A 25,437-nucleotide genomic window follows, 5' to 3' on the forward strand; every position below is an offset into this window, starting at 1 on the left:
AAATGTGGAAGGATTTTTTTTGTCTTCCAAACGTGGTCTGATTTGTATGAAAGCAAATTAGCTTTTGCGGGAATGGAATGGTGAGCAATCGGATAAAAGCGAAAACAAAACTAAAAAAATAAGGCGCCGCCGACTTTTTTTCATCAAATCAATAAGAGTATCCCTATTTTTGACAAAAAAGCCAACATGAATTTCACACCTGACCAGATTGATATGTGTATAATGGACATATTGCAGGAAGACGCCAGGACCACCAATAAAGAGATTGCGTCCAGGTTGGGTAAGTCGGTCACCTCTATCTTTGAACGGGTAAAACGCCTGGAAGCGGAAGGGTATATTTTACGCTACATCGCGGTGCTGAATAAAAATAAGCTGGGCAAAAACCTCGTGGCATGGACCAGCGTTACCCTCAAAGAACACGGCCACGACAGGCTTCTGGCTTTCGAACAACAGATCAATACTTTCCCCGAAGTAATGGAATGCTATAAAATGAATGGTCAGTTCGACTACCTCATTAAAGTCCTGGTAGCAGATATGGAAGCCTATGAATTGTTTAATCTCACCAAATTATCCAAACTCGATAATATCTATAAGATCCGCAGCCTGTTTGTTTTAGCAGAAACCAAACAGGAAGTGGAACTTAACCTGAAAACAGGATTACCCCTTAAGCTGCAACAGAAAAATAAATAATTTTAAAAAGTAAATGCGCAAAAAGAAGTGGCTGTATCTGCTTGCGCATCACAGCCACCAGGTGTCAATATAAATCTCCCGCCGGAAATAAGAATTATCGCCCGCCCACTACTGGGAACTGGGAGATACGCAGTTTCGTACTGCCATATGGTATCAAAGTGATCTCTTCTTCCTGGCCCGTCTCCATACCATAAGTAATACTATAGGGAATAGGACCTGTCATTTCATTATACAATTGCCAGGAGGGAATTCTTTTTGCGGTTGTTTTCAGGGAGATGGGTACCTGACCGGCAGCCCATGGCCATGCAGCTGGTGCGCCATTTTTTACCACCTTGTAACGTGCAGCCAGCTGATCATCCGGCGTGGCAATCAGGGCGTAGTTCCAGGGGGTAAGTGGCCGTACTTCGAGATAGCTGGCGCCATAATCTACCGGGTCTTTATCATTCTTTACCGGTGTTACTTTTTCCCCGATCTGCAGCGCATAGGTAATCGGTCCGCGTTCTATGGACAGGGAATTTTCAAACCAGGTTTGCTGGTAAAGGTGCATGGGTAAGGATAATTCCACCACATCGCCCGACTGCCACGTTCTTGCTATCTGCACCACCTGGTTGCCCGCTGCTTCTTTTACCACTTTGCCGTTTACTTTAACAGTGCCTTGTTTGCACCAGGCAGGTATCCGTAGGTGCAAAGGGAACGTTGCCAGCTGAGGCGTCCGGATGGTAAAGGTCACGGCTTCTTCAAAGGGATACTGGGTGGTTTCTTTTACTGTAACGGGTATGTTGCCGGCTACGGTCACCTGTACTTCACTGGGCGCATACAGCAACGCTGCAATGCCGCTGTCGGCCGTAGCATACCAGAGGTTCTGCGCAAACTTAGGCCAGCCCTGGTGCATATTGGAAGTACAGCAGGGGTAACCGGACAATAAGCCATAACAAAGATCTGTGCCGCTATGGTTTACATCAAAGTTGCGGATATGCCGGGTAGCCATTACCTGGTTGGCCTGCTGAAAATACTGCCGGCTCATGAAATCTTCTGTGATCTGTGAAGGGAGGGTATTAAAGGCGATCTTTTCCAACTGATCAGCATACCGGACTTCTCCGCTCACTTCCAGGATACTTTCCAGCGAAAACATCATTTCCACTGCCGTACATAGTTCGGAGCCCTGGGTGGGATTATTGCCATGCAGCGCTTCATCGCCGCCGTAAAGGCCATGGGCCATTCCGTTGAATCTGCGCAGATCATCGAAGCCTTTGGCGGTTGCCTTGCGGTAAATGGAATCAGGATGCTGCTGGTAATAGATCATCGGTTCTTTGATCCCCTGGGCCAGGTTCACGCCGTGGATACTGCCGGAGGTGGATAACAGGTCCGAGTGCATAAAGGCCTGTGTGTAATCAAAGGTCTGTTTATGGAGCAGCTCTGCGAGGTCGAGCAGGTAGGCGTCTCCTGTAATATTATACAGCCAGTATACCACCATGAGGTTGTCGCCTGCACGGTAACGCGCCCAGAACGTCCAGTGATCCAGTGGATGTGCCGGCAGTTCTTTCAGCTGGTACCGGAAGTAATTGCTCATAAGTGTAATGATGCGCGGATCTGCCGTGGCATCGTAATACTGTTTCAGTACTTTCAGCATCACCATTTTGGGCCACCAGTCGCGGCTGTTGTCGCGCTGTACGCCCGGCTCAGAGGGGTAGTCTTTAGCCGGACCAAAATAACCGTCTGGCTGCTGACTTTTAATAGACCATTCTACCCATGGTTTTACTTTGGCAATCAGTTCCCGGTCTTTCAACAGGTAGGCAAGAGGGAGTAATCCATCGATCCAGTAAGGACCGCGTTCCCACTGATCGCCATCGCCGCCCAGCCAGCCATTGCGCTGGTTCATCACCAACGGATACAATTTATCCAGCTGGCCGGTGGCACCATTCTTTTGTTGTACCAGTACCGTACGTAACCATCCCTGCGGCGTAATGGCGCCCAATGGTAACGTGGTATATGTTTTTTGATAAAGGGGCGCCCGGTTATAGACGTAAGCGGGCGTCGGTTTTTTCTGTGCCGTGGTCTGAAAAGCAAGACCCATCAGCATCGTGGAAGCTATTGCAAAATGTTTCATATTCAAAACGAATATAGACGTTATCGTTACCCACAGTTATCCCAAATGCCTCATTCTTTCCATCAATTGTATCAGAACTAATATTCTTCTTAAGTTTGCACAAAAAAAATGCGGCATTTACTGGCAATATTGTTACTCGGAATCATAGGCATACAGGCATCATCAGCACAATCCAATCCCTTTACACTAGGCGAAATTCATCAGTTGCCATCTGCTGTATTGAACGAAACACGCACCCTGAATGTATACCTGCCGGACAACTATCAGCAGGCAACCTCCCGGAAGTACCCGGTTATTTACCTGCTCGACGGATCGGGTAACGAAGATTTTATCCATGTAGCAGGTGTTATACAGTTCCTGACCATGATTGAACAGATACCACCGGTTATTCTTGTAGGTATTGCGAATGTAGACCGGAAACGGGATTTTACGTTTCCTACTACCGTGAAAAAAGATAAGGAAGATTTTCCCACTACGGGCGGCTCTGCAAATTTTATCCGGTTTATAGACACAGAACTGCAACCCTATGTACGCAATCATTTCCGGACCAACGATACCTCTACGTTGATAGGTCAATCGCTCGGTGGTTTACTCGCCACAGAAATACTCCTGAAACATCCCGCGATGTTTAATAATTATGTAATTGTAAGTCCCAGTCTCTGGTGGGATCATGAATCATTGTTGAAAAATAAGATCAACGAACCGGTTGCCAGCACGCGTGTTTTCCTGACGGTAGGTAAAGAGGGCAAGGAAATGGAAGTGCCTGCCCGCCAATTGGGAGAAGCATTGAAAGCAGCAGGGACGAAAGGCCCGAAGGTATACTACCTGCCTTTACCGGAAGAAACGCACCTGACTATCCTGCATAATGCGATTTATAAGGCGTTACCGTTGATTAACACCGGGAAGTAAAGCGATTCAATCATACTTTATCTGGCAGTTATTACAAAAGAAGCTTCGCCGGTTTGTTTTCCCCAGATATGCTTTTACCAGCGGGATCTCACAACGCGGACAGATCTTTTTCGTATGTGCGAGCCAGTGTTTTTTCAGTTCAAATGCTTTTTTCCATTGCAGGAAATCAAAGCTGTATTGCACCGCCTCTTTTACGAGTTCTTTCTTTTTCTTTAGGGGTAATTTTCCGGTCAGGCTTTCAGGGTGCACGCGTATGCGGAATAATACTTCGTTCTTGATGATGTTGCCCACGCCTGCGAAGATGTCCTGGTTCAGGAGCGCATCGCACACCAGCATGTCCGGTACTTTTTTAAGCTTGGCCAGCGCTTTGGCCGCATCCCAGTGTTCGTTCATTACATCTGCGCTCCAGTCATATACCTCATCCAGGGGTGCTTCTATGATTTTGATGGAGCAGGTGTAAAAGTTGAGTTCCCCTTTGGCAAACTGCAGGTGTAGCCGGGGAGTGCTGTCTTTGGTAGTGTTGATGCGATAGGTGCCAAACATCAGGAAGTGAATCCGGATGGTAAAGCCGGGAAAGCAGATCAGGAAGTGTTTGCCCCAGCTTTTAAAGGCCAGGATCTTTTTACCTGTCATCCGGTCTATGTCTATTTTGGCGTTACCGGAAGCACGGAGCACCTTTTTACCGGTAAAGGCAGCTGCTTCTTCTTTGGCGATAACGATGGAAGGACCTTCTGGCATAAATTTAATAATGTAAATTTATATAGGTAACCATACTAAATCACGTGCCATAGATGTCGCAGTTAAGTTTTTTCGATGACAATGAAAGCCTGCGTTTTCCGGAGAACCTGCTGGAGTATTATCCGCAGTTCCTGGATACCGGAGCGGCGCTCGCTTTAATGAACGAACTGATCGCCACCGCGCCCTGGAAGCAAACTACGCTGACGATCCATGACAAGGTGCTGTTAACGCCCCGGTTAACCGCCTGGTATGGCGATGCAAAGCAAAGCTACCGTCTTTCGGAAAAGCAACTGGATGCTGCTCCCTGGACACCCGCTTTAAGCGCGCTGAGAGAGAAGGTGGAAGCCTTTACCCATCTGCATTTCAACAGCGTATTGCTGAACTATTACCGGGATGGCAATGATTCGGTGGCCTGGCATAGCGATAACGAGAAGGAGCTGGGCCAGCATCCGCATATCGCTTCACTGAGCCTTGGGCAGGCCAGGAGTTTTGATTTCAGGCATAAAAAGGATCACCAGCAGAAATACTCCCTGAAATTAGGTAATGGGTCCTTACTGATCATGAAAGGAGATCTGCAACAGCACTGGGAGCATCGCATCCCGAAATCTGCAAGGCCCTTGCAACCCCGGATCAATCTTACCTTCCGGATCATTTATTAAGTAAATGTTATCGTTGTCCTGTTGAGGAATAATTACCCCACTGCGGTAACACATCTTCCAACAATTACCTACTTTCGCACTACGTTAAACACCTGTTTTATGAATTTATACACGGCAGTAGCATTACCGTTATTCCTTTTGACCCTGCAACCTTCTGATCTTCACAGCGAAGATAAGGGGGTGATAGAAGTATTGGCGCCCAAGCCCCAGTCACGTATTTCCTTTGGCAATGGCATCGACCTGATTGTAAAAGGACTGAGCCTTAACATCGATAATATCCGCTTTATAAAAGCGCCTAAAGCCAGTGATTATTTTAAAAAGGCGAACGACAAGGCTGCTTATGCGCCTTCGCTCATCATCGGGGCATTGAATGGTATTGAATCGCTGCACGACCTGAACCCGGAATCACCGGCTACCAGGGAGCAGTTTGCTATCGCGCTCTATGAAGCCATTTCACATACCGGTCAGTATCCGGTGAATATGATGTTTATCAATATCAAAGATGAGAAAGCGTTTGCCAATAACGGGATGAATGCTGTGCAAACCCTGATCAAGTTTAAGGTAGTGGCATTGGAGAATGGCAACTACCGTCCTAAGGCTTATATCACTAAAGCAGAAGCAGAAAAGATGGTAAAGAATGCAGCAGAATTTGTGCAGGCGCATAAAAATGCTAATGCAGAACAGGGCGGACAGGAAGCTGCCACATTTAAAATTACACCGGTAAATGACAAAGTAAGCAGTGTGCTCATTACTGTGGGAAACCAGCCTACTTCCGGTTACAGCCTGTCTGTTACCAGTATTGTTTTTCCGGGAGATAATGAAGCAGTGATCCATTATAAAATTACGCCTCCTGCATCGGGTGGCATGAACCTGCAGGTAATTTCCGAAGTGAAAGCAGAAGCGTTTATCCCTGCGGGTTATAAAGTAACTTTGACAGCAGAATAATCTCAACAACAGATAAAAAAGAAGCGGGTGCATCGTCAGATACACCTGCTTTTATTTTTTAAGGAAGATCAGATACTGTTCTTGCCAATGACGGTCCAGTCGTCATTACCATGGCCTTTTTCGATCCAGCGATCCATTTCGGCGGCAATGGCAGGTATCACTGCTAAAGTAAGATTGCCTTTTTTCGCGGCATCAATAAACAGCTGTGTATCTTTCCGGGCCATGTTCAGCTCCCAGGAAGGGTTGTTGTAAGTGCCTGAAGTCATCCGCTGTAAACGGGCCGGCAGTGCGGCGCCCGGGTTCCAGGAACTGAACAGGGAACTCACATCGCTTACCGGGATCTCCAGTGCTTTGGCCAGAGATAAAGTATCTGCCAGGGCGGCGGTTAATCCTACCAGGAAGCTGTTGCCGATCAGTTTCATACCAGCGGCTTTACCGGGAGCATCGCCCAGGTTGATCACCATGCCTGTCATTTTGGATAGGGCGGGTTGCCAGGTGCTGATCACCGCCTGATCGCCGGAAACCAGCATATTACCGCTGCTCTCCAGTGCGTTGGCCGGTCCCATGAACACAGGTGCATGCAGATAGGTGAAGCCACGCTCTTTCCAGGCTTTTGTTCTGGCAATGGCGCCTTCCGCAGAAGTGGTGGTATGATCAATGATCACGGCGCCGGGCTTTAAACCGGGCGTAGCTGCTGCCAGTACTTCATCTACCGTATGATCATCTTTTAAGGTAAGATGAATGCGGTCTGCATTTCTCACTGCGTCGGTAACGTCTGCAAATGCTTTGGCGCCGTAGGTTTCCAGTGCAGTGGCTTTGGAGGCTGTACGGTTCCATACCTGTACAGATTCCCCTTTGCTGATCAGTGCCCTCACAAAATTTGAACCCAGCAGGCCCATGCCTAAGAATGCTATCATAAACCTTTTTTACCGAAGATAAGGAAATTATACCCTCGTCACAGGAGAGCTGAACTGCCATGCAGCAGGTTTCCTCATGATTGCCTGCCCGCATAGAGCAATGGGGTACGACCGCTCCAGGGCGCCGCTTTTTCCAGTTGTGCAGCGAGCTGCAATAACAGCGCATCATTTCCCATCCTGGAAGAGAAGGTAACGCCAACGGGTATACCATGTTCATCGAAACCCATCGGTAAGCTGATGGCAGGTACGCCGGCGATATTGAATACCTGTCCGAACGGCGCTGCAGCACAGGCCTCCCGCACCCAATCTGCCCACCGGATGCCCGCTGCGTGGCCATCCACGCTGCCAGCCAACGGTGCCGTGATGGCGGTAGTTGGGGTGATCATCACGTCATAGTTTTCATAAAAGCGCCCCGCCGCTCTGGCTACTGTATTGGTATATTCCACTACCCGGATAAGATCCCGGGCCGACAATTTTTTCCCTGCTTCATAACCGCTGAGGGTAAACCGCTCCAGGGTATCAGTGGAAACAGGCTGCTGCATTGCGGCCGACAATTGCGTTACCCCATACGTCGTATAGGCGGCCCAGATGGTGTTCATACAATCCAGCAATGCTGCTTCTTCCAGCGCAAAACGTTGCTCCTCTACTTCATGCCCGAGAGAGCTACACAACTGTGCCGCCGCCAGGGTGGCATTTACGACTGCCGGGTGCAGCGGGGCCGACAACCAGGGTTCCAGGTTGAGCGCTATTTTTAGTTTTGTGGGTGGATGTGTCAATGCGGCCGTATAGGAAAATTGGGGTGGCGTGTAATAAAACTCACCCGCCGCAGGGCCGGCAGTGGCATCCAGTGCGGCAGCTGCATCCCGCACGCTGCGGGTAAGCACATGCTGCACTGCCAGTCCAAAAAAGAACTGCCCCATATCCGGTCCTACCGGGTTGAGGTTGCGGCTGGGCTTTAACCCCACCAGTCCTGTAAATGCCGCTGGTATCCGGATAGACCCGGCCAGGTCGGTGGCATGTGCCATAGGCACCATACCCGATGCCACCGCTGCTGCAGCGCCACCAGAAGAGCCCCCGGGCGTATAAGCCGGATTCCACGGATTGCGCGTAATACCACCCGCTACCGACGAGGTATCCGTAGAGCCTCCAAATTCAGAAGTAGTGGTCCGGCCCAGGATCAACAGTCCGGCAGCTTTGTACCGTTTCACCAGTTCGGAGTCGTGGTCCGGTTGAAAACCTTTTGTCAAACGGCTGCCCATTTCCTGGTGTTTACCTGCCTCCGCAGCGCCCAGGTCTTTCAGCAGGAAAGGCACACCTCCAAAAGGTTCATCTTTCCCCCTGTGTTGATCGCTAAAAGTATTTCCCCGTTCGGGATACACTTCTGCCAGGGCATTCAAAGCGGGATTCAGGGTTTCAATGGCCTGTAATGCAGCCTGGGCTACTTCATGGCGACTCACTTGTCCCTGCCTGATTAAGGCCGCCAGTCCTACTGCATCATAGCTGGCATATGCTGTTATAGTCATCTTTCCTGTTTTTGATATTGGCAAAATTATACCGGTAAGAGGGGTTTGTATAGGTACGATTTTGCTATTATCAGGTATATTTACACCATGAAAGGAAATCTGCATTATCCATTTGAGATCAGTTATAAAATATTGGAAGCAGGGGAGAAACAACAACGCCAAACCAATAATTTCTTTGAGTTGGTCTATATCCTGGAAGGCAATGGCAGGCAAACAATCAACCAGCATGCCTTCGATTATGCTGCCGGTCACCTGTTGCTGATTACACCGCAGGACGGGAGCGCTTTCCAGGTGAGTACACCCACCCATATGTTGCTGATCGGGTTTGATGATATCTACATCCGGTCGGCTGCATTCTCCGGTAATGAACGGGAGCGGGAAGCATGGATTAAACGGCTGGAATTTATCCTGCAACATGCGAACCATGAACCGGGCTGCATACTCACGGACCAACCGCATAAAATGCTGGCAAAGGCAATGGTGGAAACGCTTGTGGCAGAGTATGCGCATTGCGACCTGTATAGCAAGGAGCTGATTAACCAGATGGTAAACAGTCTTATTATCCTGGTGGCCCGTGCCATTGCCAAACGATTACCCGATAAATTCACCCCGGTAGCGGATAAAAAAACACTGGATATTTTCCAATACATCCATGAACATATTTATGAACCGGAACAACTGAAGGTAAGCGCCATCTGCCGGTATTTTAATATCTCACCCAATTACCTTGGTAAATTTTTTAAGCGGCAGGCAGATGAAACCCTGCAACAATATATCCAGCATTATAAAATAAAAATGGTGGAAACGAGATTGCTGCACAGCGATATGCGCATCAACGAAATTGTTGCGGAGTTGAATTTTACAGATGAGAGTCATCTCAACAGGCTCTTTAAAAAATATAAAGGAATGAGCGCCTCGCAATACCGGAAAACCATGTGGAATGCTGATATCAGTGGGGGTGCGAAAAAAGATACGGGGAGATGATAACGTCTTGCGGTTATCATCTCCCCGTATCCCGAACCAGTTACTGATCTTAAGTTTTGGCCTTTTCAAAATGGCCTCCCTCTGCACCTGCCGCCCGGCTGGTTTGCAGCAGGATCACAAAAGGCGCATGCCGGGGCGCATTCCCCACGGGAATAAAATATTCATTCTTTCCGATCAGTTCCGGTGTAACCGGCTGACCTGACGCTGACGCCTCTGCTAAAGTGGTTTTCGCCGGTAATTTTACCCGCAGGTTGCCCGATACCGGTACATTGAATACTACCATAAATACGCTGTCGCCCCTGCGGGTATAATAACCCCAGTCGGGTTTGCCAAGACCGGCCTCCGAAGCGCCATAAACCGCGCTGCCGTTTACTTTCATCCAGTTGCCTATTTCCTGCATACGTTGCACCTCTTCACTGCGGAAAGTACCGTCTGCTTTTGGACCGAAATTAAGAACGAAGTTGCCACCCAGTGAGGTCGATTTTACCAGCATTTCTATCAGTTCATTAGACGATTTGATATGGCCCAGCCAATGTGCATGATATCCCCATTGGTTTTCGGGAATGGTCATTACACCTTCCCAATCGTTGCCATGCACATCTGCCGGTTGTTCCGGCAGCTTGCGTTCCCAGCCCTGTTCATAATCACCCATCAGATGATTGTTGGAGTCGAAATGCCGCGCCCCGCGTTCATCAGCGCGTAAGCGGCTGCCAATGATCAGCCCCGGATGCAGCTTTTGCAGGTATTGCTCCAACTCATCGGAGAAAGCGCCATCATTTTTCCAGGAATCATCCCAGGTGCCATCAAACCAGAAACCCTTTACCGTAGGGTATTTTACCAGCAGTTCGGTCAACTGGTTCTTTACAAATACTTTAAAGCGTTTGTATGCTGCACTGTCGGCCGGTGTTTTTAGTGAAGTGCGCCAATCGGGATGGTTCCAGTCGATAATAGAAAAGTAGAGATATACGTCGATACCCTTTTTATTGTACGCCTCTACCATCGGACCGATGATATCTTTTTTGTAGGGAGAAGCAGCTACCGTGTAGCGGGTATACTTACTTGGCCATAAACAAAATCCGTCATGGTGTTTGGTGGTGATGATCATGTAACCGGCGCCCATATCTTTCGCCTGTTGTGCCCACTGCTCCGGATGATAATTCACCGGGTTAAACTGTTTGTATAACTGGTCGTACACAGCGGTCGGCATTTCCTTCCATGATCGTATCCATTCTGCTGCGCCGTTATAGATTTTGCCATTCCATTCTCCACCGGCAATGGCATACAAACCCCAGTGGACGAATTGCCCGAAGCGCAGGGATCTCCAGCGGGCCATGTCCGCATCGGTTCTGTTGCCGCTGCGGTGAGCGCCGTGTTGGAGGGGAATACTGTCTTTGTTGGGTGAGCTTTGCGCGTTGCTGTGCAGCTGTACCAGTAGCAACACGGCTGCAGCTGCCATAAATATTTTCTTCATTGTTCCGCTTTAATGGGTCCAGGTAATCGTATCCGTATATACTTTGCCGTTATGTACGCCTGAAGCGGTAAGCGTGTTCACGCCTTTCTTCAGTAGTAGCCCGTCAAAGATAAAATCTTTATTATTGGCGCCTGCGTGGCCGGCAACAGGTGTGCCGTTATTCAGCGTCAGTGTTACCTTCTCCAGGTTACTGAACACTTCTGCGTGTACCCGTTCGGGTAAGCAGACATTATTCCGCCGCTCAGCAATATAGATCATGGGCGCCGGATTCCAGTTGGCCTTATACCAGTAGAATGCATCTTTTTTCTGCTTCCGGTCGTAGGTGATCAAACCTTTCAGGTTGCGTGCATTCACGCCACCGCGATTCCACATCGGTACCGCAAATTCAAACATATTCCACAGGTAAGAAGCGGTAATATAAGGATGCTTTTCTATCACTGACCATTGTTTTACATGCGTGGCAGTCTGATAGGTTTCGGGAAAGAACTGCCCGCTTACCGGATCAAAATCTGTGCTCAGCGTATCGGTATGCTGGTTGATGTTGCCATCTGCGCCATACTCGGTGAGCATCAGCTTATATCCGGGATAATTTTTTTCCAGTCCGGATACCCATTCTTCGATGTCGCCGATGCTGCCTTCATACCAACCGAAATAACGGTTCATTCCCTGTATATCGGTGGCCAGGTTAGCCGGACGGTTCATTTCTCCATACCCGCTCACCGCTACCGTGTACCGGTCCGGATCTTCTGTTTTGGCCAGGTCATTCAGCTGACGGGTCACAACCGCTACATATTCATCCGGTGTTTTGGCATATACTTCGTTGTGCATACCCCACACGTAAATGGAAGGGTGGTTAAAGTTTTGCCGGATCAGTTCTGTCAGCTGCTGCCGCGCGTTCTCACTTTCTTTTCCGGAGAAGTTATTGACAAAGGGAATCTCTGCCCAGATCACAAAACCCATGCTGTCACATTGTGAATAGAGATACTCCGATTGCTGGTAATGCGCAAAGCGGATGGTAGTAGCACCTATTTCACGGATCAGATCCAGGTCTGTTTTGTGTTGCGCATTGCTGAGGGCATTGCCGCAATCCTGCCATTCCTGGTGACGGGTCACACCGTGCATCACATAAGGTTGTCCGTTCAGTAAACAACCTTTACCGGCCACTACTTCAAAGCTACGCAGCCCCAGCGGCTGTGTCACGGCGTCTGCCAGTTTTCCCCCGGTCATCACGGAGGTGGTGAGGGAGTAGAGATAAGGATCTTTGATGCCATTCCACAAATGCGGGCGATTCACGGGCAACTCCTGCCGGATAATGTTGATGCCCTGAGGCGAGAGGGTGACCGTTTTTACGGTAAAGGCTACACGCTTTCCATTCGCATCTTTTATCTCCGTTTGTACCTGTACGTTAGTGGCCTGTGATTGCTTGTTTTCCAGTTTGGCCATCACCGCCACGGTAGCCTTTTGCGCACTGACGTTTTTCTGTGTAATATAGATGCCGGGAGAAGCATAGTCGGTGGTGGTAATGTTGATATCATTGGTGATGAGGAGATTCACCGGGCGGTAAATTCCTCCGAAAATACCAAACAGGAAATTATTGACGGGCAGCACATCTTCCCGGGCTTTGTTATTGGCTTTCACCACAACAGTATTCATCTCTCCATACTTCACTACATGTGTGATCTCAAAGCAAAAGGCGGCATAAGAACCTTTGTGTTCCCCTATAAAACGGTTGTTGACGTATAGTCCTGCTACGGAGCCCACGCCGTCGAAACGGAGGAATAATCTTTTCCCTTTCAGCTGGGCTGCTACGTTGAAAGTCTTGCGGTAACAAGCTTCCCCGGCATAGAAGTTTTTACCTTCCTGCATATCCCGGTTATTCCAGGTATGCGGAATGGTAACTTGGGTCCATGCCGTATCGGTCTGGTCTTTCTCTGCCAGGAGCGGACCTTTTCTGAAGTCCCATCCGTCGTTGAAAGGAATTACCTGTCTGCCTTGCTGTGCGTACCCCTGTAAACACAGGAGTACGCACAGCAAAGCGATGATACCATATTTTTTCATCGTTCTTATTATTTGGAATAGCCGGTGTTCTGTGTGAGTACGGCATCTTTGTTCACATCAATTTCGGTTTGCGGAATGGGCAGGTGGATATTAAAATCGCTGATGGTAGGCGCTACTTTCGGGTTGTATTTTTTTACGCGTTCCACCAGTTTGTTGGTGCGGATCAGCGTCAACCGGCGCAGCTCTTCTGCGGTGAGTTCCCGGGCTCTTTCATCCAGGATATAATCCAGCGTTACGTCGCTGCCTTGCACCTGTTTTGCATGGGCGCGGTCGCGGATCACATTGATGCTGGTGGCAGCATCGCCCGGACGACCCTGTAGCAGCTGTGCTTCGGCCATAAGCAGGTAGGTTTCGCCCAGGCGCATCTGTATCCTGTCTTTGTACGATTGCGCACCCTGTATGTCCTGTGGCTGGAACTCATACCATTTGGTGGTATGTGCATAGATGTTCTGCACCGTATCAAATCCGCTGACGATCACCGGTTGGCCGTATTTAGGAGATGCCGGATCATTGTAATAATAATTGCGGCGGATGTTGTAAGGTGAATTACGCATGTCGTCTTTGGTGTACAGGTCATATGTCCACCAATTGGTAGGCCGTATTCTGCCGATACCGCGACCTCCCAGTGAGTCGCATACTTTCATCCCTGCCACGTTTACATAAAACGGTCCCCATTCGCGGCGATGCTGATCAAAGTCGGCCCCGCCGCCGGTAACGTTATAGTTCTGTTCAATAACCCAGATGGCTTCTGTATTTCCCTGGCTGCGCCGCATATTACCATAGGTAAACATATCGGCAAACGGATCGCCTGGCTGCGATGCTTTCACGCCATAACGGTTGTTAATGAGCGTAAAGAACTTGCTGTCGATGATCCTTTTAGCAGCCGCTTCTGCATCTGCAGGCTTGTTGGCGCGGAGCAACGCTTCGGCCAGCAGCTGCGTGGCGGCAAATTTATTGATCCTGCCTTGTTTGGTCACATGCGCAGGATCAGGAAGATTGGCCTCTGCAAAAGTGAGGTCTGTAATGATCTGCTGGATTACCTCGGCTTCTTTTGTTCTTGTGTAATCGGTGCGTGGACTGCTCACAGGCGCCACTACCAGTGGCACATCTCCAAAAAGGATAGACAACTGGTTATAAGCATAGGCACGGAAAAAAGAGGCTTCTGCTTTGTAAAAACTCCGTTGTGCATCAGTGATACTCGCTTTCGGATTGGCGGTGGCCGCAATGATCACATTGGCTGCGTTGATCAGCTTATAGTTCCAGTTCCAGATCAGGGGAAGGGAACTGGTTTGTGAGTTGAGGTTCTGATAGTTCTCAAAAGGCGCCTGTACAGTATTGGGCTGACCTGTGATGGCCATATCGGTCCCTACATAGAAGGTAGCCAGCAAGCCCTGTGTATTGCTGTAGTCATTGCGCATTACGCTGAGCATCCCGGTGCTGGCGGCTTCGAAGCCGAGCTGGTCTATGAGTGTATTGTCCGGTGCGTAACTGGATTTTAACTGTTCGTCGAGGAAGCTTTTACTGCAGGATGATATTGTCATTAGCGACATGCCCGCCAGCACAAATCTGTATATATATTTAAAGTGGTTCATTGTTATCGCTTTTAAATTATAAACTGATATTTACGCCCATGATCAGGGTGGTATTCAATGGATAAAAGTCTGAGCTTTGTTGTCCTGCACCCTGGCCGTTGTTCAGGCGGGGAGCGGAAGAGGTAATGGAAGAAGGAGACGTTTCCGGGTCATACCCCTGCCATTTGGTAAACGTGGCGAGATTCCGTCCGCTGATATACACGGTGAGGTTGGAGATCTTATACCGTTGCAAGGTGCTTTTATCAAAATTGTAACTCAGCGTTACATCTTTAATGCGAATGAAAGATGCATCCTGTGCATATTTATATCCTTTTGGATTGGTGTAGAACAGCGCAGGGTTTGTATTGATCTTATTCTCGGAAGTCCAGTAGGGAATATCTGCCGGTAAGTTGATAATACCTGCCTGATCGCGGTTATCCAGGATATTGTTGGCACGCAGCGTACCGTGTACATCCTGTATGAAAATATTCAGGGTGAAATTTTTATAGGTAAAAGTGTTGGTCAGTCCCGCAGTATACTTCGGTAATTGTGTACCGAGATAGGAACGGTCGGCAGCGTCTATTTTTCCACTGTTATCGATATCTGCAAATTTGAGGTAGCCTGCTTTTGCGCCCGGATCTATTTTAGCGTCTTCTCCTTCCTGCCACACGCCGGTCATGGTATAATCGTAGATGCCGAGCATAGGTTTCCCGATGAAGAGATTATTGCCAATATCATCTTTATTATCGCCATAGAGGGCCACTACTTTATTTTTATTAAAGGAGATATTGAAGCTGGTATTCCACCCGAAATCGCCCGACTGGATATTGCGGCTGTTCAGCAATATTTCCAGCCCTTTGTTGGCGGTTTCGCCGATATTGTCGTACACATTGTTATAGCCGTTGATAGAAGGGATTTTCCGGAGCAGCAACAGATCGGAGGTGCGGGTAGAATAGCCTTCAATGCTACCGCTCAGGCGGTTGTTCCAGAGGGCAAAGTCGATGCCCACGTTTAAACCGGTAGTGGTTTCCCATTTCAGGTTAGGATTGCCAAGGGTATCCGGTACTACGCCAACCGCGCTTACCCCGTCATAAATATAATTGGCGGTGCTGAGTTTCGACAGTGTACGATAGGGACCCACGGCCTGGTTGCCCGACATACCATAAGAGGCGCGCAATTTCAACTGCGATATCACAGGTACGGCGGCCATGAATTTCTCATTCTGGATATTCCAGCCGGCGGCTACAGAAGGGAAGGTAGCATAGCGGTTGCTTTTTCCAAACCCGGAATAGCCATCACGACGGATAGTAGCGGTGAGCAGGTAGCGGCTGTCGTAGTTGTAGTTGATCCGCAGCATCTGCGATAACAGGGTACTGCCGGTATAACTGGTGGTTGTTTTCTGTACCTGTGCCGCCTTCATATTGTTGAAGTCGAGGTTATCGTTGATAAACGTGTTGGCATCCAGTTGTGCGAACGTTTGCTCGTCCTGCTGTGCGCTATACAGGCCGGTAAAGTCCAGCGCGTGTTTATTACGGGAGATGCTGTATGTCAGGAGATTTTCTACGATCCACTGTTTGTTCTCAACGTTTTGTACACTGGCGGTACCATTCATATCACCCATTTTACGACCATAGTAATCGGCGGTCCGTAACGGGCGGAAAGAGTAGGAGCCATTTACCCGGTATTTCAATCCTTTGATAAAATTGGGCGCCACTTCTGCATAACCGCTGGTGGTCATGTTCTTGTTGCGGTTCAGGCCCGGGTTGTACAGGTTGATCAGCGGGCTCATATACAGCGTTTGCGGTGCAATGGGATAGATCTCATAGTCGCCCGCAGCATTGTACAGGGATCCGTAAGGGCTGAGGGAGTTCGCATCAAAAAGGGTGACTTTACCACCATCCTGGTTGTTGTTCACCAGAAACATATTCACACCTGCTTTCAGCCAGGAGGTCACATTGGCGTCGATATTGGCGCGGATGCTGGAGCGGTTGTACTGGAAGCCTTTCAGGTTACCCTGTTCTTTCAGGAAGGTACCGGAAACGTAGTATCTCACATGTTCGGTACCGCCGGAAATACTCAGCTCATGACTGTGGATATATCCCTGTTGGGCAATTTCCTTGAGCCAGTCAACTTCCGGTTTGCCGTTGGCAAAATTGGTTTGTTCGGTGATATAGGGAAGATCCGGTGCATCGGGGCGTCCTGCCTGGATATTGTACCAGTGATTTTTGGTGCGGTATTGTTCGCCGTTCATCTGTTTTACGGTGTTGGCCTGGTACTCCGGACCGGCATAGCCGCTGTAGGAAATCACGGGTTTGCCTGATTTACCTTTTTTGGTGGTGATCAGGATCACGCCGTTGGCGCCTCTGGCGCCGTAGATGGCCGATGCAGATACATCTTTCAGCAGGTCGATGGATTCCACATCATTTGGATTGATGTCGTTATAGGTACCATTGAAAGGGATACCATCCAATACAATCAGCGGGGCGTTGCTGGCGTTGATGGATTTCAGTCCGCGCATATAAAACGCCGGAGAGCTGCCCGGTTTGCTGCTGTTGCTGATTACGCTCACGCCGGGAATGGTTCCTTGAATCGATTGCAAAACATTTGTAACGGGTAGATTCTTCAGGCGGTCTTTGGGTACGGATGCTATGGAACCGGTTACATCGCTTCTTTTGCGCGTACCATAACCTACTACCACTACTTCGGTTTGTTGTTCTACGGAAGCTTTCATCACGATATTAAAAGTGCCGTTACCGTTTACGGTGATTTCCTGCGGTGTCATGCCCAGGTAGGAAAAGAGCAGTACCAATGGTCCGTCTGTTGGGATATGTAATGCATAGGTACCATCGGTGCCGGTGCTAACGCCCTGGGAGGCGCCTTTAACCCTCACGGATACACCAGGTAATGGATTGCCGGCTTCGTCTGTCACCTTGCCTTTCACATCTGTACTGGCAGGCGCCTCGTTATTTTCTTCGTGCCGGTTTTCTGTTTTAGGTGAAATAAAGATCGATTTGTTTTCTATGACATATTTCAGTGGCTGATCTTTCAGCATGATATCGAGGAATTCCCGGATGGGGGCATTTTCCACTTTCATGGTCACGGGATTGGCTTTGTTGAGCACTTCCCGGCTGGCTACTACCGTATAGCCGGATTGGTTCCGGATGATGGTAAAGATTTTTTCCACCCGCACATTCTTGCCCGACCAGGTGAGTAGTTGGGCGTAGCCGGTGGCACTTACATTTAAAAAAGCGACGGTAAGCAATAAAAACGTCAGTTTCATAACTAACAGCATTTTGGTTGAGAACCGGCTCCAGGTATGCGCGCTGTCTGATTTTGGCGCATAGGGAAGCCGGTTACAAAGAGCATTTTTTTGCATAGCTTTGTAATGATTAGGCTTGTAAATAGATAGTTGTACGGAATTACTTCACTGTTTTGCATAGCTGTAATCTTTCGCCGGAGGTGGGTCGAATCACCTCCGGGTTTTTATTACCTGCTATCTGGCATTGGTTGAATGTTAGTTCACTGTTTTTCGATAACTGTTATTAAATATTTATTTTCCTACAATCAGTTTTTTGTCTTCCAGCCGAAAATGAATACCGGATTCTTTCAGGAAGGTTAATACGCTCGACAGATTCACATCGCTGCCGATTTCTCCCACAAACGTAATATCCGGTGGGGTTGTTTCGTATACTACTTCTATGTCGTACCAACGTGCAATCATGCTGATCACGGTGGTTAATTTTTTATCCTGGAAATTCAGCACATCATTTTTCCACGCAATAATGGCGAGGGTATCCACATCTGAATGAAGCAGTGCGGCGCCGGTTTCCCGGTTTACTTCCAGTTGTTGTCCCGGATGCAACAGGTGTGTTTGCTGTTGTTGACTCACCTGTACTGCGCCCGACATCAGCGTGGTACCGATGTTCGCTTCTTCCGGATAGGCGTTGATATTGAAATGTGTACCCAGTACGTTGATACGGGTGTTGTTGTTTAAGGTAACGGTGAAGGGTTGTTTTGGATTGGCAGCTACTTCAAAGTAGGCTTCTCCGGTGAGTTTCACATTGCGCTGGGCGCCGGTGAAAGCGGTTGGAAAACTGATGGAGCTCGCCGCGTTCAGCCATACATTGGTGCCATCGGGCAGGCGCAATCTGAATTTGCGGCCTCTTGGCGTAGTCATGGTGTTGTAGCTGAGTGTGCCGGCGCCGGTAGCGTCGTAGGATAGCTGGCCGTTGCTGAGTGTAACACGGGTACCTTGCTGGGTGGTTACTACGCCGTTACCAAGACTATCCAGTACCAGCTGGCTGCCATCCGCGAGGGTGAGTACCGCGCCGTTTTTACCGGGTTTTACATCCGCTGCCGCCATCACAGCAGGCGCCGGTTTAACGGTACGATGCCAGGCGAAGTATCCGGCAGCGCCTATCAGCAGCGCAATGGCAGCTGCGGCGGCATATCGGAAGTAGAGCGGACGTACTGTAGTAGGCTGCTTTTGCAGAATACTATTGAGTTGTGGCTCAAATAAAGCAGGATTATAGGCTGGATCAGGTGCTGCGTGGCTATGTAGTTCACTGATCAGCGATGTCCATGCTTCGTCGTCATTGCCGGTGCGTAGTGCCGCAAACAGTTCTTCTTCCTCTGCAGCAGTAGCAGTGCCGTTGTAATAACGTTCCAGTAAAAATCGGTAGTACTCTTTTGCTTCCACGATACAATCCCTTCTTTTGTTGTCAGACGCAGAAATATATTCACTGTACTATGCGTCTTTAAAAAAAATCATAAAAATCTCGACAGGAGTATAATCAGAAGAATAGGAAGCCGGGTGCCGGTGTGTTTTTCCAGGTATTCCCGGATAAACCTGCGGGCGGTGACCAGCTGGTTTTTTACTGTATTTTCAGAGATGTCCAGGGCATCGGCTATCTCCTTACGGGATTTGCCTTCCTGGGTATTCATCATAAACACTTCCCTGCGGGAGGCAGGTAATTTTTCTACGGCGTGTTTAATCAGCGCCTGTAATTCTTTGGCATAAATGCCGGCAGGTACATCGGCATCATCCGGCAGGTCTTCCGCCACATCTTCCTGGCGTTGCTTTTCCCTGGCCAGTTTCCTGAGTGCCGATAAAGAGTAATTCGAGGCGAGGGTATATAACCATCCGCCGGGATTCTCAATATGTTTCAAGGTATCGCGGACCATCCAGACTTTGAGAAACACTTCCTGTAATACTTCTTCCGCAGCCATATCGGATTTGAGCAGCTTCTTTACCGACCCCGCCAATATTGCATTGTAGCGGTGGTACAATAAACGGAAAGCTGTTTCATCTCCACTTGCAATTTTTGAAAAAAGTATCCTGTCCTCATTTAAGTTCACAGCGTAATCCCGATTTTATGGCTAAAGATAAGCTTATGGTCAATATTATACTACACCTGCCAGGGGAGTTGTATTGTCATTACATTGTCAGGTAAGCCCTGTCCTAGCCCTATCCCCGCCCTATCCCAGCCCTACCTAAGCGCTTCTTATAAGATGGGGCTTATCTATAAGTGAACAGTATTTCATCCTGTTTTTTACCGCGTGTTAAGTATTATCGGGGTAACAATTCACCAGAAATAATACATTTACAGCATGAGTAATCATCCAAAGTTTACAGCAATGGCCTCTGCTGCTATTCATGCCGCTCAGGCCAATATGGCCCAGAATGCCCATCTGACGCCCGTTTTCGCCACCTCTACTTTTACATTCGACAGTGCGCAGCAGGGCATGGATCGTTTTAAAGGCACGGAACCGGGTTACATTTATTCCCGGTTTGGTAATCCTACCGTAACGGTAGCGGAAGAACTGATTGCCGCCCTGGAAGCATTTGATATTTTTACGGAAGATGGTCAGCCGCTGCAGCTGAAGGCATTGCTGCATGCAAGTGGGCAGTCGGCCATGGCCACCCTGTTCCTTTCCAATGTAGTAGCCGGAGATACGGTGTTAACGCATTATTCGCTCTATGGAGGCACCCATGAGTTCCTGTTCGACTTTCTCCCGTCATTCGGCGTGAAAGCACAGATCGTGGATTTGCACGACCTGGCATTGGTAACATCGCTGCTGCAACAGGACCCGTCTATAAAAATGATTCATATCGAATCGCCGGCCAATCCCTCCATGCGTTGTGTGAATATTGGGGCTATCTGTAAAATCGCTGCCGCTTATAAAGTGAAAGTGAGTGTAGATAATACTTTCGCTACTCCTTACCTGCAGCAGCCGTTCCGGTACGGGGCCGATTTCGTATTTCACTCCACCACCAAGTTCCTGAACGGGCATGGTACCGCGATCGGCGGTGTGCTGATCGGAAAGGACCTGCCTCACATGAAAACGAAAGTCAATAAAACAGCCAAATTGCTCGGCGGATGCGCCAATCCATTTGATACCTTCCTGTTGATCCAGGGCATCAAAACCCTGGAACTCCGCATGAAACAGCATTGCAGTAATGCGCTGCAGGTTGCGGAATTTCTCCATGCACATCCCGCCGTTGCCCGGGTGAATTATAATGGTTTGCCGGTACATCCCGATTATGAGCTGTCGGCCCGGCAGATGCGTTATCCCGGCGCCGTTATGAGCTTTGAACTAACAGCTGGTTTTGATGCGGCCGTACAATTCATAGACCGGCTGCAGATGTGTTTGCGCGCAGTCTCTGTGGGCACGGTGGATACACTGATTTCTCATCCGGCCTCTATGACGCATTCCGGCATGAAGAAAGAAGACCGGGAAAAAGCGGGTATCGGGGATGGCCTGATCAGGATGAGTGTAGGGCTGGAAAGTGTGGAGGATATATTGGCGGATCTGGAGCAGGCGTTGGGATAAGTCAGATAAAATGATTATTTTTCATTAGTTTAGTAACACATGATATGGGATACATCAAAGAGCCGAAAGGCGTCAACTTCGTGGTGGACCCGAAGCCGCTTACAGAGAATGATAAGAAGCTGATCAGTGAGGTGATTTCTCACTATAAAGCAACGGGGAAAAAGAAGCGCATAGCGCCTGCCAAACGTACAGGAAAGCATGCAGGCAGTAAGAAACTATCCCGATAGTAAACATCCCTCACGCCAGTAACAACGACAGCAAATACACCAACCCAACCGACACCACGCCCATCACAACGGTACCCGTGCTATACACCCGTAGCATATCCTTTATTTCCAGACCGGAAAATTTAGAGATCACCCAGAAATAGGCGTCATTGGTATGCGAAATCATCATAGAGCCTGCACCCATGGCCAGTACGCATAGTATGCGCCCGTTGGCGGAATCCAGTCCCATCGCAGGAAGGAGTGGTTGAAGGATAGCAGCTGCGGCAATGACAGCTACCGTAGACGATCCCTGTGCCGTTTTGAGCAGCGCGGTTACGAGGAACGGAAGTAAGAGTCCCAATGCCACTACGGAGGGATATTGTGCAATATGACTGCCAATATCCGCTTTTGCCAGGATGGCTCCAAAGGCGCCACCGCCGCCAATGATCACCAGTATGCCGGCTGCTTTTTCGGCCCCTTCCTGCAGGATATGTGTCCTGTTACTTTTCAGCTGGGTAAGTGCCAGCAGGATGCCCACGCCAATGGCTACTTCCGGGATACCCAATATGGAAATGGATTGCAGCAGGGGAGAAGGGGAGGATGTTTCCAGTCCGCTGAGAGATCGGATGGCAATGAGCAGCACCGGTACCGCAACAGGCAATACCGACATCAGTACTGACGGTCCCTGTTTTACTGCCTCAGTTGTTTCTTCTGAATTACTAACGTCTGCGGCTATATGACGGGCGGCAAATGCCGACCAGAGATAGCCGGCAATGGATGCCGGGATGGCGATCAGTAAACCATACAGAATTACTTTACCTGTTTCTGCATGCAGGGTGCCGGTGGCGGCGGTGATGCCCGGATGCGGCGGCATCAGGCAATGTACGGCATATAACCCTGTGGCCAGCGACGAAGCCATCATGATCATCGGGATACCCGAACGCTTCGCCAGCGCTTTATTCAGACCGCTTAACACAATGAATCCGGAATCGCAGAAAATGGGCATCCCTACCAGGTAGCCGATAATATTCATGGCCATAGCCGATCTGCCCGTACCGGTACGGCGCAATACGTAATTGGCCAGTACCGTGGTGCTGCCGCTATGTTCCAGGATCAGTCCCAGCGTGGTGCCGAGTATAATGAGCAGCCCCAGCGACCCCATAATATTGCCTATGCCGCTTTTGATGCTGCCCAGGATGTCTGTTACGGGCAACTGTAAAATGATGCCCGTCAGTATACTGGCCAGCAACAACGCAAAGAATGCATGTACCCGGAAACGGGCAGTGAGCAATACTATCAGGATAATACCGGCCAGCAGCCCCAGGATACTTTGTGTCAATGATATGGTCGTCATATCTCCCTAAGATAAAATTATAATACTAACGGGGCAAGCGCTGTTTTATAACATTAACGCATATATGTTTTTGTAAATATTACAGATTATTTATGCAACAGCTTGATAATGGCTATTTTACATACCTTTGCTCCTTAATATAGCGGATATGAAAAGAATGTTATTGACCTCACGCTACTGCCTCCTGGCTGTGGTGACTATAGTACTGATAGCTTCCTGCGCTTCCTCCCGGAAAAGCAGCAGTCAGCATGTTTATATGAACAAGCAGTATGAAGAACTGAAAAATACCCTGAACGATGCAGAGGTAAGTATCATCAAAGACAGCCTGAAAGTGATTTTCCCCAACAACGTACTTTTCGCCTCTTCTTCCGATCAGATCAATGAAGCCGTACAGCCTACCTTCAAACATTTTGCGGATGTATTGAACAAATACAATAAAACAAAGATTCTCATTACCGGTCATACCGACAATACCGGTGCTGCGGAATACAACCGCGACCTGTCTGAACGCCGTGCCGCCGGTGCAAAGAAACTGCTCACCAGCTTCGACGTAAACACCGACCGCATGTTTACCTGGGGCCTGTCTGATCGTGATCCTGTTGCACCCAATAATACGGAAGCCGGTAAAGCGAAAAACAGGAGAGTAGAATTTGTGATCCTGTACGACGTAAAAAACTAAGCGTTCCCCGTTTCCCCGCACGCGCTATTGTTAATATACCATCATAGAATGCTAATCTTCCATACAAACTGCATGTAAAGAAGCGTTAGCTTTAAGGTATAAGTGACTATGAGCAATAAGCAGCCAATTTACGCTTCGTTTTGGGAAACGGGAGATATTGCATCATTTAAAGAATTGATGAAGGCATACAGTGCTTCTTTGCAGTATTTTGCCTGCAGCATCGTTTGTAACCAGGAAGAAGCGGAAGAAATAGTAGCCGATGTGTTCATCAAAATATGGCAGCAGCGCCAGCAACTGCCTTCCCCCGAAAATATCAAGTTCTATCTTTTTAAAGCAGTAAAAAATACGGCGCTCAATTATCTCAAAAGCAACGGCCGGCGCATTACCCACCATGCCGCCTGGGAAGTTCAGGTACACCGCCAGCACTCCCAAAACCCCGAAGATATCATGATCAGCAAGGAACAGGTAGTATTGATCCGCACCGCCATTCAATCCCTGCCACCCCGCTGCCGCCAGATCTTTATTCTCATTAAAGAAGACGGACTTACCTACGAACAGGTAGCGCAACTCCTCGATCTGTCGAAGGCCACCATTAATGTACAGATGAGCATTGCCCTGAAAAAAATATGGGCTGTACTGGACCCCGCACTTAAATATTCAAATTCCTGAATTTTTTTTTAAACGACTTAATTGTTTTCCTTTTTTGCGTTGTCCTATTAGGGAAACAATCCGAGCATATATTCTCTATAATGACCAACAGACTATGGGAATTATTGACCCTTCACTGGAGCAACGCGATTTCTGAAGAAGAAAAAGCGGAACTGGACGAGCTATTGCTGGAGCATCCGGGCGACTGGCTGAAATCCGGTTTAATGGATCAGCTGTCCTTTAACAGGATCTCGGTGATTGATGAAGAACAAACCAGTCAGCTGATAGACAGGGTAACAACTGCTATCAGTGAAACGCCTCCCCGGAAAAAGTTCGGGTTCAGACAACTGGCGCTGTTCCTGGGAATATTCATCACCGCAGCCGGCGCATTGGCCGGTTACCTGTTCTGGGCGCAACAGCCGAGGTATAAAATAGTATCCACGGATGCGGGGATGAAAACGAAGATCCGGTTGCCCGATGGCAGCACCATCTGGCTGAATGCCGGCAGTACATTGAAATACCGCGAAAAATGGGACCAGCCCAAAAGAGAAGTATACCTGAGCGGAGAAGGGTTTTTTGATATTCAACCATCTGCTGGTAAACCATTTATTATCCATGCGGAAAAAATGGATATCCGCGTGCTCGGTACCAGTTTTAATGTGCGCTCCTATAAAGAAGAAGACTTCCAGGAAACGGCTGTGGTGTCAGGAGCAGTGGAAGTAACCTTGAAAAACAAACCGGACATGAAGCCCATCAGGCTCACGCTTCACGAGAAAGTGATCCTGAGAAAAACAGACATCCACGATAAAGAAGATAAACAGATCGCAGATAAACAAAAAAAGGAAGACTTGATAATAGAACGCCAGCCACTATCACCGATATCGCCAACAGATAGCAGCCATTCCATGGAAACAGCCTGGATGAACAACCAGCTTATATTCCGGAATGAAACAATGGAGTCGCTCGCACTACGGCTGGAACGCTGGTACGGCCTGAAAATTATTATTGAGAATCCGCAACTGGCGACATCCAGGTTTTCCGGAAGAGCGGATAACGTGTCAATAGAAAAACTGCTGACCATTTTACAGGAAATTCAACCATTCAATTATTCCATTCAGGATGACATCGTAACAATTAAGTAAAA

The 25,437-nt window shown here is 48.6% G+C and carries 21 protein-coding genes; 10 read left to right on the forward strand and 11 right to left on the reverse strand.

Translation table 11 applies throughout. The features are described 5' to 3' along the window. The first annotated feature begins 186 nt into the window (after nt 1-186). Nucleotides 187-690, forward strand: coding sequence for an Lrp/AsnC family transcriptional regulator (locus BMW79_RS13515; protein ID WP_089895537.1), 504 nt, complete (start codon nt 187-189; stop codon nt 688-690). 94 nt (nt 691-784) lie between these two features. Here the strand turns inward: BMW79_RS13515 and BMW79_RS13520 are convergent, their stop codons facing one another. Further along, nucleotides 785-2,797 (reverse strand): beta-L-arabinofuranosidase domain-containing protein, encoded by a 2,013-nt coding sequence (locus BMW79_RS13520; RefSeq protein WP_089895539.1) that lies wholly within the window; start codon nt 2,795-2,797, stop codon nt 785-787. Nucleotides 2,798-2,905: 108 nt separating this feature from the next. On the opposite strand from BMW79_RS13520, the gene BMW79_RS13525 reads away from it, so the two are divergent. After that, nucleotides 2,906-3,706: an alpha/beta hydrolase gene (locus tag BMW79_RS13525; protein ID WP_089895541.1), complete on the forward strand. Its 801-nt coding sequence runs from the start codon at nt 2,906-2,908 to the stop codon at nt 3,704-3,706. Between the two features lie 6 nt (nt 3,707-3,712). Here BMW79_RS13525 and BMW79_RS13530 read toward each other — a convergent pair whose 3' ends face one another. After that, a complete protein-coding gene (locus BMW79_RS13530) occupies nt 3,713-4,444 on the reverse strand; it encodes a DNA-formamidopyrimidine glycosylase family protein (RefSeq protein ID WP_089895544.1) in 732 nt (243 codons plus the stop codon). Nucleotides 4,445-4,497: 53 nt separating this feature from the next. Here BMW79_RS13530 and BMW79_RS13535 point away from each other — a divergent pair, with 53 nt between their 5' ends. Next, nucleotides 4,498-5,103 (forward strand): alpha-ketoglutarate-dependent dioxygenase AlkB family protein, encoded by a 606-nt coding sequence (locus BMW79_RS13535; RefSeq protein WP_089895545.1) that lies wholly within the window; start codon nt 4,498-4,500, stop codon nt 5,101-5,103. Between the two features lie 99 nt (nt 5,104-5,202). Then, on the forward strand, nt 5,203-6,048 hold the full coding sequence (locus BMW79_RS13540) for a protease complex subunit PrcB family protein (protein WP_089895547.1): 846 nt from the start codon (nt 5,203-5,205) through the stop codon (nt 6,046-6,048). 68 nt (nt 6,049-6,116) lie between these two features. On the opposite strand, the gene BMW79_RS13545 is transcribed toward BMW79_RS13540, so the two are convergent. Then, nucleotides 6,117-6,965 (reverse strand): NAD(P)-dependent oxidoreductase, encoded by an 849-nt coding sequence (locus BMW79_RS13545; RefSeq protein ID WP_089895549.1) that lies wholly within the window; start codon nt 6,963-6,965, stop codon nt 6,117-6,119. Between the two features lie 74 nt (nt 6,966-7,039). Next, the gene (locus BMW79_RS13550; protein WP_177192155.1) at nt 7,040-8,488 is read right to left on the reverse strand and encodes an amidase; all 1,449 of its coding nucleotides are present in this window, start codon (nt 8,486-8,488) and stop codon (nt 7,040-7,042) included. 87 nt (nt 8,489-8,575) lie between these two features. Here BMW79_RS13550 and BMW79_RS13555 point away from each other — a divergent pair, with 87 nt between their 5' ends. Further along, nucleotides 8,576-9,472 (forward strand): AraC family transcriptional regulator, encoded by an 897-nt coding sequence (locus BMW79_RS13555; protein ID WP_089895553.1) that lies wholly within the window; start codon nt 8,576-8,578, stop codon nt 9,470-9,472. Nucleotides 9,473-9,521: 49 nt separating this feature from the next. Here the strand turns inward: BMW79_RS13555 and BMW79_RS13560 are convergent, their stop codons facing one another. From BMW79_RS13560 to BMW79_RS13585, 6 genes are all read right to left on the reverse strand, one after another. After that, nucleotides 9,522-10,943 carry an alpha-L-fucosidase gene (locus BMW79_RS13560; protein WP_089895554.1) on the reverse strand — a complete coding sequence of 474 codons (1,422 nt, stop codon included), beginning with the start codon at nt 10,941-10,943 and terminating at the stop codon, nt 9,522-9,524. Between the two features lie 9 nt (nt 10,944-10,952). Beyond that, nucleotides 10,953-13,001, reverse strand: coding sequence for a glycoside hydrolase family 2 protein (locus BMW79_RS13565; protein WP_089895556.1), 2,049 nt, complete (start codon nt 12,999-13,001; stop codon nt 10,953-10,955). Between the two features lie 8 nt (nt 13,002-13,009). Continuing rightward, nucleotides 13,010-14,593 (reverse strand): RagB/SusD family nutrient uptake outer membrane protein, encoded by a 1,584-nt coding sequence (locus BMW79_RS13570; protein WP_089895558.1) that lies wholly within the window; start codon nt 14,591-14,593, stop codon nt 13,010-13,012. A 16-nt stretch (nt 14,594-14,609) separates the two neighbouring features. Then, nucleotides 14,610-17,852 carry a TonB-dependent receptor gene (locus BMW79_RS13575; RefSeq protein WP_177192156.1) on the reverse strand — a complete coding sequence of 1,081 codons (3,243 nt, stop codon included), beginning with the start codon at nt 17,850-17,852 and terminating at the stop codon, nt 14,610-14,612. Nucleotides 17,853-18,122: 270 nt separating this feature from the next. Continuing rightward, entirely contained in the window at nt 18,123-19,271 is a 1,149-nt protein-coding gene (locus BMW79_RS13580) for a FecR family protein (protein ID WP_089895562.1), read from the reverse strand. Between the two features lie 68 nt (nt 19,272-19,339). Further along, a complete protein-coding gene (locus BMW79_RS13585; RefSeq protein WP_089895563.1) occupies nt 19,340-19,930 on the reverse strand; it encodes an RNA polymerase sigma-70 factor in 591 nt (196 codons plus the stop codon). Nucleotides 19,931-20,182: 252 nt separating this feature from the next. Here BMW79_RS13585 and BMW79_RS13590 point away from each other — a divergent pair, with 252 nt between their 5' ends. After that, nucleotides 20,183-21,406 carry a trans-sulfuration enzyme family protein gene (locus tag BMW79_RS13590; protein WP_089895565.1) on the forward strand — a complete coding sequence of 408 codons (1,224 nt, stop codon included), beginning with the start codon at nt 20,183-20,185 and terminating at the stop codon, nt 21,404-21,406. Between the two features lie 44 nt (nt 21,407-21,450). After that, nucleotides 21,451-21,633 (forward strand): hypothetical protein, encoded by a 183-nt coding sequence (locus BMW79_RS13595; RefSeq protein WP_089895567.1) that lies wholly within the window; start codon nt 21,451-21,453, stop codon nt 21,631-21,633. A 10-nt stretch (nt 21,634-21,643) separates the two neighbouring features. Here BMW79_RS13595 and BMW79_RS13600 read toward each other — a convergent pair whose 3' ends face one another. After that, nucleotides 21,644-22,966, reverse strand: coding sequence for a GntP family permease (locus tag BMW79_RS13600; protein WP_089895569.1), 1,323 nt, complete (start codon nt 22,964-22,966; stop codon nt 21,644-21,646). A 148-nt stretch (nt 22,967-23,114) separates the two neighbouring features. On the opposite strand from BMW79_RS13600, the gene BMW79_RS13605 reads away from it, so the two are divergent. The 3 genes from BMW79_RS13605 to BMW79_RS13615 all read left to right on the forward strand — a co-directional run bounded on the left by BMW79_RS13605 (nt 23,115) and on the right by BMW79_RS13615 (nt 25,435). Then, nucleotides 23,115-23,645, forward strand: coding sequence for an OmpA family protein (locus BMW79_RS13605; protein WP_089895572.1), 531 nt, complete (start codon nt 23,115-23,117; stop codon nt 23,643-23,645). A gap of 108 nt (nt 23,646-23,753) precedes the next feature. Then, nucleotides 23,754-24,314, forward strand: a complete 561-nt coding sequence (locus BMW79_RS13610; protein WP_089895575.1) for an RNA polymerase sigma-70 factor — start codon at nt 23,754-23,756, stop codon at nt 24,312-24,314. 80 nt (nt 24,315-24,394) lie between these two features. Beyond that, nucleotides 24,395-25,435, forward strand: a complete 1,041-nt coding sequence (locus tag BMW79_RS13615; protein ID WP_089895577.1) for a FecR family protein — start codon at nt 24,395-24,397, stop codon at nt 25,433-25,435. Nucleotides 25,436-25,437 lie beyond the last annotated feature (2 nt).

It is taken from the genome of Chitinophaga arvensicola (assembly GCF_900110835.1).
Classification (GTDB): Bacteria; Bacteroidota; Bacteroidia; order Chitinophagales; family Chitinophagaceae; genus Chitinophaga; species Chitinophaga arvensicola.

Excerpts from the sequence above, each read along its gene's own strand:
- BMW79_RS13515 (WP_089895537.1), top strand. The coding sequence starts at position 187 with ATGAATTTCACACCTGACCAGATTGATATGTGTATAATGGACATATTG.
- BMW79_RS13520 (WP_089895539.1), bottom strand. The coding sequence starts at position 2,797 with ATGAAACATTTTGCAATAGCTTCCACGATGCTGATGGGTCTTGCTTTT.
- BMW79_RS13525 (WP_089895541.1), top strand. The coding sequence starts at position 2,906 with ATGCGGCATTTACTGGCAATATTGTTACTCGGAATCATAGGCATACAG.
- BMW79_RS13530 (WP_089895544.1), bottom strand. The coding sequence starts at position 4,444 with ATGCCAGAAGGTCCTTCCATCGTTATCGCCAAAGAAGAAGCAGCTGCC.
- BMW79_RS13535 (WP_089895545.1), top strand. The coding sequence starts at position 4,498 with ATGTCGCAGTTAAGTTTTTTCGATGACAATGAAAGCCTGCGTTTTCCG.
- BMW79_RS13540 (WP_089895547.1), top strand. The coding sequence starts at position 5,203 with ATGAATTTATACACGGCAGTAGCATTACCGTTATTCCTTTTGACCCTG.
- BMW79_RS13545 (WP_089895549.1), bottom strand. The coding sequence starts at position 6,965 with ATGATAGCATTCTTAGGCATGGGCCTGCTGGGTTCAAATTTTGTGAGG.
- BMW79_RS13550 (WP_177192155.1), bottom strand. The coding sequence starts at position 8,488 with ATGACTATAACAGCATATGCCAGCTATGATGCAGTAGGACTGGCGGCC.
- BMW79_RS13555 (WP_089895553.1), top strand. The coding sequence starts at position 8,576 with ATGAAAGGAAATCTGCATTATCCATTTGAGATCAGTTATAAAATATTG.
- BMW79_RS13560 (WP_089895554.1), bottom strand. The coding sequence starts at position 10,943 with ATGAAGAAAATATTTATGGCAGCTGCAGCCGTGTTGCTACTGGTACAG.
- BMW79_RS13565 (WP_089895556.1), bottom strand. The coding sequence starts at position 13,001 with ATGAAAAAATATGGTATCATCGCTTTGCTGTGCGTACTCCTGTGTTTA.
- BMW79_RS13570 (WP_089895558.1), bottom strand. The coding sequence starts at position 14,593 with ATGAACCACTTTAAATATATATACAGATTTGTGCTGGCGGGCATGTCG.
- BMW79_RS13575 (WP_177192156.1), bottom strand. The coding sequence starts at position 17,852 with ATGAAACTGACGTTTTTATTGCTTACCGTCGCTTTTTTAAATGTAAGT.
- BMW79_RS13590 (WP_089895565.1), top strand. The coding sequence starts at position 20,183 with ATGAGTAATCATCCAAAGTTTACAGCAATGGCCTCTGCTGCTATTCAT.
- BMW79_RS13595 (WP_089895567.1), top strand. The coding sequence starts at position 21,451 with ATGGGATACATCAAAGAGCCGAAAGGCGTCAACTTCGTGGTGGACCCG.
- BMW79_RS13600 (WP_089895569.1), bottom strand. The coding sequence starts at position 22,966 with ATGACGACCATATCATTGACACAAAGTATCCTGGGGCTGCTGGCCGGT.
- BMW79_RS13605 (WP_089895572.1), top strand. The coding sequence starts at position 23,115 with ATGAAAAGAATGTTATTGACCTCACGCTACTGCCTCCTGGCTGTGGTG.
- BMW79_RS13610 (WP_089895575.1), top strand. The coding sequence starts at position 23,754 with ATGAGCAATAAGCAGCCAATTTACGCTTCGTTTTGGGAAACGGGAGAT.
- BMW79_RS13615 (WP_089895577.1), top strand. The coding sequence starts at position 24,395 with ATGACCAACAGACTATGGGAATTATTGACCCTTCACTGGAGCAACGCG.